This is a genomic window from Pseudomonas sp., assembly GCF_050739655.1.
GTDB lineage: Bacteria > Pseudomonadota > Gammaproteobacteria > Pseudomonadales > Pseudomonadaceae > Aquipseudomonas.
Genome location: NZ_JBOIBY010000658.1, coordinates 1 through 8,398, shown reverse-complemented (window position 1 = coordinate 8,398; position 8,398 = coordinate 1). Strand labels below are relative to the sequence as shown.

6 protein-coding genes and 1 pseudogene are annotated in these 8,398 nt (G+C 59.6%); 1 reads left to right on the top strand and 6 read right to left on the bottom strand.

What is annotated here, in order from left to right:
- The 6 genes and pseudogenes from ACRESJ_RS31285 to ACRESJ_RS31260 form a co-directional block, all read right to left on the bottom strand.
- Positions 1 to 188 (bottom strand): annotated as a pseudogene (locus ACRESJ_RS31285) (amino acid ABC transporter permease); the annotation flags it as partial.
- Positions 185 to 913 carry an ABC transporter permease gene (locus ACRESJ_RS31280; protein ID WP_431761356.1) on the bottom strand — a complete coding sequence of 243 codons (729 nt, stop codon included), beginning with the start codon at positions 911 to 913 and terminating at the stop codon, positions 185 to 187. The gene ACRESJ_RS31280 and the pseudogene ACRESJ_RS31285, both read right to left, overlap by 4 nt.
- Before the next feature lie 56 nt (positions 914 to 969).
- Positions 970 to 1,752 carry a transporter substrate-binding domain-containing protein gene (locus tag ACRESJ_RS31275; protein ID WP_431761355.1) on the bottom strand — a complete coding sequence of 261 codons (783 nt, stop codon included), beginning with the start codon at positions 1,750 to 1,752 and terminating at the stop codon, positions 970 to 972.
- 333 nt (positions 1,753 to 2,085) lie between these two features.
- Positions 2,086 to 3,774, bottom strand: a complete 1,689-nt coding sequence (locus tag ACRESJ_RS31270; RefSeq protein ID WP_431761354.1) for an ATP-dependent DNA ligase — start codon at positions 3,772 to 3,774, stop codon at positions 2,086 to 2,088.
- The gene (locus ACRESJ_RS31265; RefSeq protein ID WP_431761353.1) at positions 3,771 to 4,790 is read right to left on the bottom strand and encodes a ligase-associated DNA damage response exonuclease; all 1,020 of its coding nucleotides are present in this window, start codon (positions 4,788 to 4,790) and stop codon (positions 3,771 to 3,773) included. The genes ACRESJ_RS31270 and ACRESJ_RS31265 overlap by 4 nt, the downstream gene beginning before the upstream one ends.
- 270 nt (positions 4,791 to 5,060) lie before the next feature.
- Entirely contained in the window at positions 5,061 to 7,511 is a 2,451-nt protein-coding gene (locus ACRESJ_RS31260; protein ID WP_431761352.1) for a penicillin acylase family protein, read from the bottom strand.
- A 189-nt stretch (positions 7,512 to 7,700) separates the two neighbouring features.
- Here ACRESJ_RS31260 and ACRESJ_RS31255 point away from each other — a divergent pair, with 189 nt between their 5' ends.
- Complete coding sequence (locus ACRESJ_RS31255; RefSeq protein ID WP_431761351.1) at positions 7,701 to 8,258, top strand: cysteine hydrolase family protein; 558 nt, start codon at positions 7,701 to 7,703, stop codon at positions 8,256 to 8,258.
- Positions 8,259 to 8,398: the final 140 nt, after the last annotated feature.

The window sequence follows — 8,398 nt, the reverse complement described above, 5'->3', positions numbered from 1 at the left end:
GTGTAGAACTGCACCGGCCAGCGAATGTAGAAATGTGGAGAAACCCGGGCGATGGACAGCGGAATCGACACGATGAAGCCGATGAAAATCGAAGCGCTGAGCAGCCACATGGTCATGGCCAGGCCGGTGATGTTCTGCCCGTCGGTGTAGAGGAAGGCTTTCCAGTATTCCTGCAGGAGTTCGATCATCGTACGGCCTCCCGTGTGCCGGCGGCGTAGCGGCGTTCTAGCCGGCGCAGCACGATATTGGAGGCACTGGTGATCAACAGGTAGATCAAGGCGGCGAGTACCAGGAAGTAAAACAGTTGATAGCTGCTTTTACCGGCATCCTGGGCAGCCTTGACCAGGTCGGCGAGGCCGATGATCGACACCAGTGCGGTAGCCTTGAGCATCACCATCCAGTTGTTGCCGATACCCGGCAGGGCAAAGCGCATCATTTGCGGGAACACCACGATCCAGAAGCGCTGGCCGCGTTTGAGGCCGTAGGCGGTGGCCGCTTCGACCTGGCCGCGCGGCACGGCGAGGATGGCGCCGCGGAAAGTTTCGGTGAAATACGCGCCGTAGATGAAGCCCAGGGTCAGAACCCCGGCGCTGAACGGGTCGATCTCGATGTATTCCCATTCCATGTAGTCGGTGAGCGACGTCAGCCACGTTTGCAGGCTGTAGAAGATCAGCAGCATCAGCACCAGATCCGGCACCCCGCGAATCAGCGTGGTGTAGCACTGGGCAGGCAGGCGCAGCAGTTTGCTTTTTGACAACTTGGCACTGGCGCCGAGCAGGCCGAGCAAGACGGCCACCAGCAGCGACATCGCCGATAATTTGATGGTCATCCAGGTGCCTTCCATCAGCAAAGGACCGAAGCCCTTGAGGCTGAAGGCTGAGAGCCCCAGATTTTGTAATAGGTTTTCGAACATAAATCAGCAACCTGATCGAAAGAAAAAAGCGCCCATCGCGAGATGGGCGCCGGGCATTATTTGCCGCTGTACAGATTCAGATCGCCAAAGTGCTTCTTCTGAATGGTGGCGTAGGTGCCATCATCGTGTAACGCTTTGATACCTTTATCCAAAAGCGCTTTCAGCTCGGTGTTACCTTTCTTAATACCGACAGCGGTTTTGGCTGGCAGCAGTTCGCTGTCGACCGGCTTGCTGATTTCGTAATCGGCGCCATTAGGCGACTTCAGGAAACCCAGTTCGGCTTGCAGCATGTCCTGGATCCCGGCGTCGAGACGACCGGAGGTCAGGTCGGAATACACCTGGTCCTGGTTCTGATACGCCTGGGTTTTCACGCCAGCCTTGTCCAGTACGGCCTTGGCATAGGCTTCCTGAATGGTGCCTTGCTCGTAGCCGACGGTTTTGCCCTTGAGGGAAGCGACGTCTGCAGTGACGCCGGAACCTTTCTTGGACACATAGGCGGTAGGGCCGGAGAACAGCTCGCTGGAGAAGTCGATGACTTTTTCGCGGGCCGGGGTGACGGTCATCGAAGAGATCACGCCGTCGAATTTATTGGCCTTGAGGCCAGGAATCATGCCGTCGAAATCGCTTTCGACCCATTTGCACTTGACCTTCAGCTCGGCGCAGATTGCGTTCCCTAGGTCGATGTCGAAGCCTACCAGGCTGCCGTCGGCCGCTTTCGACTCGAACGGTGCGTAGGATGGGTCAACACCAAAACGCAATTCCTTGTATTCCTTTGCCAGCGCGGAGCCGGCAGCTACGCACAGTGCCAGTGCAGAAAGGGTCAGCAATGCTTTTTTCATTATTAAATCCCTAAGAACCAATATGAGCGCTTATGGCGCAGAATTATTGTTACTGGTAAGCGTAAGACCCAATGAAAGTAGCAATTTCCGAACCAGAGTGCCGAACAAGCGTTTAAAAGGTGTTCGGGAAATTGCCGGATGCGATTAGTGCACGAAAATGGGCGTGGTGGAAAGCCTGCCCTTTTTTGGGTTGCAGGCTTGGCCTGTAGGAGCGAGCTTGCTCGCGAAGGACGCAAGGCTGACGTGGGTTGTCTGAATTGACGCGGAGCCCTCTGGTTTTTCGCGAGCAATCGAGCGTCGACCGGCTGCTCCTACAGTGGTTATGTGTTTGATTCAGGCGAGCAAATCCTGCAACGTGCCGAGATGGTCAGCCTCGTCAACCGACTTGTCCTGCCGCCAGCGCAGCATCCTCGGAAACCGCACCGCAATCCCGCTTTTGTGCCGCTTTGACAGCGCGATCCCTTCGAACCCCAATTCAAACACCAGGCTCGGTGTGACGCTGATCACCGGGCCGAACTTTTCTACGGTGGTTTTACGCACGATGCTGTCGACCTGGCGCATTTCGTCGTCGGTCAGCCCCGAGTAAGCCTTGGCAAACGGCACCAGCGTGCGTTCGCTGGCGTCGGGCGGGCCGTCCCAGACGGCGAAGGTGTAGTCGCTGTAGAGGCTGGCCCGACGCCCATGACCGCGTTGTGCATAAATCAGCACGGCATCGACGCTGAACGGGTCGACTTTCCATTTCCACCAGACCCCAATGTCCTTGGTACGACCCACGCCATACAGTGCGTCCTTTGCCTTGAGCATCATGCCTTCGACGCCCAGGCTGCGGGATGCTTCGCGTTGGCGGGCCAGGTCGAACCAGTCCTGGCCGGTCAACAGCGGCGAGGGGAGTAACACCGGGTTGCTGGCGCGGGCAATGACCTGTTCCAGCTGACTGCGCCGCCGGGCTTGAGGCTGGTTGCGCCAGTCCTTGCCTTCCCATTCCAGCAAGTCGTAGCAAAGGATCACCACGGGCACGTCACTGAGTATTTTCTTGCTCAGGGCTTTGCGGCCAATGCGCTGCTGCAGCAGGGCGAACGGTTGCACCGAAGGTGATGTCGGCGATTGTGGATTGAAGGCATCGGCGGTTTCGGCTTGTGCAGTTTTCCAGGCGACGATTTCGCCGTCGATCACTGTGCCGTCAGGCAGGCAGTGGATCAGGCTTTCGAACTCGGGGAAGCGCTCGGTCACCAACTCCTCACCCCGCGACCAGATCCACAGCCGACCCTCGCGCTTGACCATTTGGGCGCGGATGCCATCCCACTTCCATTCGACCTGCCACTGGCTGGCAGGGCCGAGCAACGTCTCGAATTGCTCGACCGACTGCGACAACGCATGGGCGAGAAAGAACGGATAAGGCTGACCACCGCGCTGGTCATGCTCCTCGGCGGATTCTGCGGCGATCAGTTTCAGGTAACTGGCCGCATTCGGGCGGTTCGACAGATCGGTGTAGCCCACCAGCCGCTGGGCCACGCGCTTGCTGTCGAGTTGGGCCATGGATGCCAGCGCGCGGGTCACCAGTAATTTGGAAACCCCGACCCGGAAACTGCCGGTGATCAACTTGATGCAGAGCATCAGGCTGGCGCGATCCAGTTGCGACCAGAGCATGGGCAGGCGTTCGGCGAGTACTTGCGGGGGCTCGCCGCGTAACGGCAGAAGCTTGTCCTCGATCCACACCGCGAGCCCATCGTGGGAGCGATAGGGCATTTCGGGCAGTACCAGCGAAATGGTTTCCGCCATGTCACCCACGGCTTGGTAACTTTCTTCGAACAGCCACGGCGACAGTCCCGAATACGCCACGGCCAATTCGCGCAGGATGCGCACCGGCACTAATTGCCTCGGCCGTCCGCCAGACAAAAAATACACCGCCCACGCGGCATCTTCCGGTGCTGCATTGGCAAAGTAGCGTTGCATCGCCGCGAGTTTGGCGTTGCTCGATGTTGTGGCGTCGAGCTCGGCATACAGTTCGGCGAAGGCTTTCATGACGACGCTTCGGTGGCCGGACGTTCTTCTCCATCGTCGCCGTATTCGGTATTGAAGCCTTGGGCGTCGAGACCTTTCTCGCGCAAGTGACGCACCAGCACCGCGATGGAACCGTGGGTGACCATCACCCGCTCGGCCCCGGTTTGCTCGATGGCCCATAGCAAGCCCGGCCAGTCCGCGTGGTCGGAGAGCACGAAGCCTCGATCCACGCCGCGTCGCCGACGGGTGCCGCGCAAGCGCATCCAACCGCTGGCGAAGCCGTCACTGTAATCACCGAAACGGCGCATCCAGGTGCTGCCACCTGCTGACGGCGGTGCGATCACCAGTGCCTTGCGCATCAGTGGGTCGTTCTTGCTGATGTCCCCGGCGTAGATGGTCGGTGGTATGTAGACGCCGCTTTCGCGATAAATCCGGTTCAGCGGCTCAACCGCACCATGGGTCAGGATCGGGCCGAGGCTGGCGTCGATGCCATGGAGAATGCGTTGGGCCTTGCCGAAGGAATAACAGAACAGCACGCTGGACTTGTCTTCGGCGGCATTGACTTGCCACCACTGATTGATCTCGGCAAAGACCTGCGCCTGCGGTTGCCAGCGATAGATGGGCAGGCCGAATGTCGATTCGGTGATGAAGGTGTGGCAGCGTACTGGTTCGAAGGGCGCGCAGGTGCCATCGGGCTCGATCTTGTAGTCTCCGGAGGCCACCCAGACTTCGCCTTCATGTTCAAGGCGAATCTGGGCCGAGCCGAGCACATGGCCAGCGGGGTGAAAGCTCAGGGTGACGCCGTGGTGCAGCAGGCGTTCACCGTAGGCCAGAGTTTGCAGATTGATGTCCTGGCCAAGGCGTGAACGCAAGATCCCTTCACCGGGCGCCGCCGCCAGATAGTGCTGGTTGCCGGTGCGGGCATGGTCGCCATGGGCATGGGTGATGACCGCGCGCTCGACCGGCCGCCACGGGTCGATGTAGAAATCGCCGGCGGGGCAATACAGGCCTTCGGGACGCGCGATGACAAGGTCCACGTCGGGTATCCAGGTGGAGGGACTTGTTAGGTGAGAGGTGGGGGCGAGGGGAGAAGTTCTATCGCATCGTCTGATCGACAATTGCTATGTGGAGCGGTCGTTACAGATCATTCCCACGCTCTGCGTGGGAATGCAGCCCGGGACGCTCTGCGTCCCAGAGTCCAAAGCCGAACGCGGAGCGTCCGTTGAGGCATTCCCACGCAGAGCGTGGGAACGATCAAGAGCCCCAGGATCGGTGTAGGAGCCGCCGCAGGCTGCGATCTTTTGATCTTACTTGCCCGGCGTCAGAGTCAAACGCTTGGTTCCGTAGACCTTGTCATAGTTTTGCGACTGCATCGGCAGGCTCTGATATTGCCCCTTCAGCCACGGATCGATGCTGTTCAGGTAGTTCGGGCTGGCCGGGTTGCCGGACTGGCCGGTGGCGAGCTGGCCTGTCAGCGGTTCGGATTGGCTGAAGTCGACGATCAAGCGCATGGCTGGTGCCAACGTGGTGTTGAAGTCCTGCCCCCAGGCGAATGCAGCGGTATTGAGGGTCGTGTGATCACCACCGGCCGGCACCGGACCGCGTACGGTTTGGCCACTGGCATTTTTCCATTCATAGCGGTGCAGTTTGCCCCACTGCCAGGCTTTGTGATCGCCACCCAATTGGCTGTCGCCGGCGCTGATCGCCGCTGCAAGGCTGCGGGCGAGAATGGCTGGTTTATCTTCTTTCTGTGGGGTGCGAGTGTCATCCCAGAACGGACTGTCCTCGCGCCCCAGCAAGTGATCGGCTTGCGCGGCATAGGACAACTTGCCATTGGCAACGAAGGCTTTCCACGCCGGGCTGCTTTGCGGGCCCAGTTCATCGAGGAAAATCTGTTTCGTGCTTTCCTGCAAAAACAGTTCGTAGATCGCGGCATCGCTGGAGGTCGGAGCGAGTTTGCCGTCGAACGCCATCAAGCGGGTCAATGCCTCACGCGCCTTGTCGCGATCGGCCACAGGCAAGGCGTCGATGGCCTGCTTGAGCGGCTGAGCCATGCCGGGGGCTTGGAACATTTTTTTCAGTTTGGCGGCGAAGGTGGTGGTCTGGTCGTACTGCATGGCGATCAGGCTGCGGGTGTCGTGCTTGCCCACGCCAGCCAGTTCCGCCAGGCGCTCACCGCGCTCTGGAGCCGACCAGGAATTGGACAATTGCATGCCATAGCCGTGGGGAATGACTCGCTGGTTGGCGGTGCCGAGCCAGCCTTGCGCCGGATCCTGATCGTAAGGATGCAGCATCGGGTCGGCATAACCGTCCCAATCATAGCGATCTTCCCAGCCCGGTGAAGGCAGCAGGCCTTCGCCTTCGCGGCGGTTAGGGAAGCGGCCGGTGACCTGCCAGCCAATGTTGCTGGCATCGGCAAACACCAGGTTCAAGGCGATGGCGCGGATTTCGCGGCTGGCGTCCGAGGCCCTCTCGACGTTCTGCGCCCGGGACAAGTCAAAGAACGCATCCAGCGTCTTGTCGTCGGTGAAGTTCGGCGTTTGCAAGGCCAGGCCGAAACCGTTGCCCTGTGCCAGCCCCTGAGCGCTGTTGAGCAGCGGACCATGGCGGGTTTCGTATACCGCTTCGCGAATCGGTCGCTGGCCTTTGACGAAATAGGTTTCATTGCGCACGATCGCCGGCTGCCATTTGCCATTGGTTTCGTAGGCAAGGCCGTTGCCCTGGCGGCGAATTTTTTCCAGGAACAGGTCCTGGTTATCGCCCATCACGGTGGTCGTGCTCCACGCCACTTTGCCGTTGAAACCACCAAGCACCATCGGCAACCCGGCGAGGGTGACGCCGGACGCCTGATACTTCGGCGCGCGAATCTGCACGTAGCTGAACAGCGACGGCACGCCTAGCGGGCCATGGCTATCGCTGGCCAACAGGCTTTTACCGCTGCGGCTACGTTGCGGGGCAATCGCCCAGTTGTTAGAGGAAGTCGCGCCCAGCAGATTCAGCTCAGACAGTTGACCGGTGGCCTTGCTGATTTCAGCCAGCCCGGGCACTTGCCCATTGAGCTTGATGCCCTGCAGTTTTTCGCTTTCAGCCAAGGGCAGTTTTTCGTCGGGTGCCGAGGGCGTCAGCCACGGCAACTTGTCGGTGGTGACGGTTTGCGCGAGCACCAATGCGGAAATCTCTTCCGGCAAGTTGGCGGACTGACTGAAATTCAGCAGGCAGAAAATCAGCGCTGAATCTTCCGGTTTCCAATACTCAGGCTTGTAGCCGGTCGCCACGAGGTCGGCTGGCAGCTTGTCGCGGTAACGGAACAGGTAAGCGTTGACCCCGCGGGCATAGACTTCAAAGAAACGCTTGAGGCGCGGCGAAGAGGCTTTGTACAACTCACCGGCGCTTTTCTTCAGGTTGACGGCGCGCATGTAGCGGTCCGCGTCGAGTAAATCAGCACCGTGCATTTCGGCCAAGCGTCCCTGGGCCAGCAAGCGCAGGGTGACCATTTGCGTGATGCGGTCGCTGGCGTGCACGTAACCGAGGGTGAAGAGTGCATCGTGGAAGCTGCTGCTTTCGATCAGCGGCATGCCCATGGCATTGCGGCGCACCGAAACGTTCTGTGCCAAACCCTTGAGCGGCTGTACACCGGAGGTCGGCGGGAGGGTGTCCTGGGCGTTGAAGCTCTGACACCCGGTCAGGCTCAAAACCCCCGCGACTGCTGCGGCAACGCCGAACCGGGATAGAAAATGTGTGAGGGCTGGCGAGGCCATGGCAAAGCTCCTGCGGGGGTGGTAGCGCAATAAAGTCGCTACGTTAGTGAGCAGGCGATGGCCGCGCAAGCGTGGACGAGGTTATTTCAGGGTTTGTCCGATAAACACATCAAAACGTTTACACCTTGTAGGAGCTGCCGCAGGCTGCGATCTTTTGCTTTTCACCTAATGCTCCGGAGAAACGCTGGCATGGAACTCAAGCCAAACGCAGCACTGATCATCATCGATCAACAAAAAGGCATCCTTCACCCTCGGCTCGGTCGTCGGAACAATCCGCAGGCCGAGGAACGCATTCTGGACCTGCTCGCCTACTGGCGAGGCAGCGGGCGCCCGATCGTTCATGTGCAGCACTTGTCCCGGTCCGAAGATTCGGTGTTCTGGCCGCAGCAATCGGGGGTGGAGTTTCAGGAACGCTTTGCGCCGCTACCGGGCGAACAGCTGATTCAAAAGCAGGTGCCGGATGCTTTTTGCTCAACGAATCTGGAGGCGAATTTGCGCGAGGCGGGAATCGAGCAGTTGATTATCGTGGGCGTGGCGACAAACAACTCGGTGGAGTCCACGGCGCGCACGGCGGGCAATCTGGGGTTTGATACGTGGGTGGCGGAGGATGCGTGCTTCACCTTCGACAAGGCCGATTTTTTCGGCAATCCCCGTTCGGCCGAGGAGGTGCACGGGATGTCGCTGGGGAATCTGCATGGAGAGTATGCGACGGTGGTCAGCACCACCTGCATCCTGGCGAATACTTGAAAGTTCTGTAGGAGCGAGCTTGCTCGCGAAAAAACCATAGACGCCGCGACCATTCAGGACGCTCGCGTCATCGTTAACGTTTTTCGCGAGCAAGCCTCGCTCCTACAGGGTGCGTATCGTACACAGCACCAGTGTGGGAG

Bases quoted from the DNA above. Each gene is read 5' to 3' on its own strand.
- ACRESJ_RS31280 (WP_431761356.1), bottom strand. From the start codon at position 913: ATGTTCGAAAACCTATTACAAAATCTGGGGCTCTCAGCCTTCAGCCTC.
- ACRESJ_RS31275 (WP_431761355.1), bottom strand. From the start codon at position 1,752: ATGAAAAAAGCATTGCTGACCCTTTCTGCACTGGCACTGTGCGTAGCT.
- ACRESJ_RS31270 (WP_431761354.1), bottom strand. From the start codon at position 3,774: ATGAAAGCCTTCGCCGAACTGTATGCCGAGCTCGACGCCACAACATCG.
- ACRESJ_RS31260 (WP_431761352.1), bottom strand. From the start codon at position 7,511: ATGGCCTCGCCAGCCCTCACACATTTTCTATCCCGGTTCGGCGTTGCC.
- ACRESJ_RS31255 (WP_431761351.1), top strand. From the start codon at position 7,701: ATGGAACTCAAGCCAAACGCAGCACTGATCATCATCGATCAACAAAAA.